Source organism: Oscillibacter sp. CAG:155 (assembly GCA_000436875.1).
GTDB lineage: Bacteria > Bacillota > Clostridia > Oscillospirales > Oscillospiraceae > Oscillibacter.
Map to the genome: position 1 here is coordinate 12,271 of FR890896.1, position 1,556 is coordinate 13,826.

Here is a 1,556-nt window from a genome sequence, read left to right on the forward strand (position 1 = left end):
TCCATGTCGATATCCGGCATGCTCACCCGCTCCGGGTTTAAAAACCGCTCGAAGTAGAGGCCGTACTTCACCGGGTCGATATCAGTGATGTGGAGGCAGTAGCTCACCATACTGCCCGCCGCGCTGCCCCGGCCCGGGCCCACGGGGATACCCGCGCTCTTGGCGTAGCGGACAAAGTCAGAGACGATGAGGAAATAGTCGGTAAAGCCCATCTTCTCGATCATATTCTGCTCGTACTCCAGCTGGGACCGGCGGGACGGGTCGTCCCCATACCGCTCCCGGTAGCCGTCGTCGCAGAGCTTTTTCAGATAGGAAAAGCTGTCGTATCCCTCCGGCAGCTGGAATTCCGGCAGGTGGGACTTGCCGAAGGTGAATTCCAGGTTGCACATCTCCGCGATCTTCCCGGTGTTCTCCACCGCCCCCTCGAAGGCGCTGAAGAGGGCCTCCATCTCCTCCCCGCTGCGCAGGTAGAAGTTCCGGGGCTCGTAGCGCATCCGGTTCTCGTCGTCCAGCGTCTTGCCGGTCTGGATGCAGAGGAGCACATCGTGGGCCTCCGCGTCCTCCTTGCGCAGGTAATGGGCGTCGTTGGTGCAGACCATGGGGATGCCCGTCTCCTGGTGGATGCGCAGAATCCCCCGGTTCACCTCCGCCTGGTCGGGGATGCCGTGGTTCTGGAGTTCCAGATAGAACCGCTCCGGTCCGAAGAGGTCCGCCATCTCCCGGGCGTAGGCCTTGGCGTTTTCATACTCGCCGTTGCGAAGCCTCCGGGGGATCTCGCCGGCCAGGCACGCAGAGAGGGCGATGAGCCCCCCGCTGTACCGGCGCAGCAGCTCCTGGTCGATGCGGGGCTTGATATAAAAACCCTCCGTCCAGGCGGCGGAGACCAGGTAGGAGAGATTCCGGTACCCCTCCTCATTTTCGCACAGCAGCACCAGATGGCGGCTTTCGGCGTCGAACTCGTGGACCTTGTCGAACCGGGTGCGGCCCTGGGGCGTCACGTAGACCTCGCAGCCGATGATGGGCTTGATGCCCTCCGCCTTGCAGGCCCGGTAGAAGTCAATGACGCCGTACATAACGCCATGGTCCGTGATGGCGCAGGCGGTCTGCCCCATGGACTTCACCACGCCGGGCAGGTCCTTGATGCGGCAGGCGCCGTCCAGGAGGCTGTATTCCGTATGGACATGTAAATGGACGAAGGGCATGGCAGGTTCCTTTCCAAAGTAGTGGGTCAGAGTTTTGTCCCGCAGTGGGGGCAGTAGTCAGGGATGGCGGAGGGCAGACGGGGAAAGTCATAAAGGGGTTCCCCGCAGTGGGGACAGACCACGAACCGCAGCCCCAGGGCCCAGCCGCCCAGCAGGGCGGCAAACCCCACTACCACCAGCACCCCCGCCAGCATACGGGGCCCGTCCCAGTAGCCGACACCGCAGCCCAGGAGGGCGCAGGCAAAGCCCCCGCAAGACAGGGCATCGCACACCCGCAGCGCACGAAAACAGTCCGGCCCTTTGCAGGGACGCTTCATCCCGCATCTTCTCCTTTCGTTTCATCCGCGCGCAGCA

General features: G+C 63.3%; 2 protein-coding genes. Both read right to left on the bottom strand.

Features of this window, described 5'->3' with window-relative positions; all coding sequences use genetic code 11:
* Nucleotides 1–1,202 (bottom strand): DNA polymerase III subunit alpha (dnaE, locus tag QZL67_RS05160; protein WP_292919905.1); only part of this gene is annotated, 1,202 nt, incomplete at its 3' end.
* 26 nt (nt 1,203–1,228) lie between these two features.
* Nucleotides 1,229–1,519, bottom strand: a complete 291-nt coding sequence (locus tag QZL67_RS05165; RefSeq protein WP_022289688.1) for a hypothetical protein — start codon at nt 1,517–1,519, stop codon at nt 1,229–1,231.
* Nucleotides 1,520–1,556 lie beyond the last annotated feature (37 nt).

What these genes read in the sequence shown, in the direction of transcription:
- QZL67_RS05165 (WP_022289688.1), bottom strand. Translation starts at nt 1,519, where the DNA reads ATGAAGCGTCCCTGCAAAGGGCCGGACTGTTTTCGTGCGCTGCGGGTG.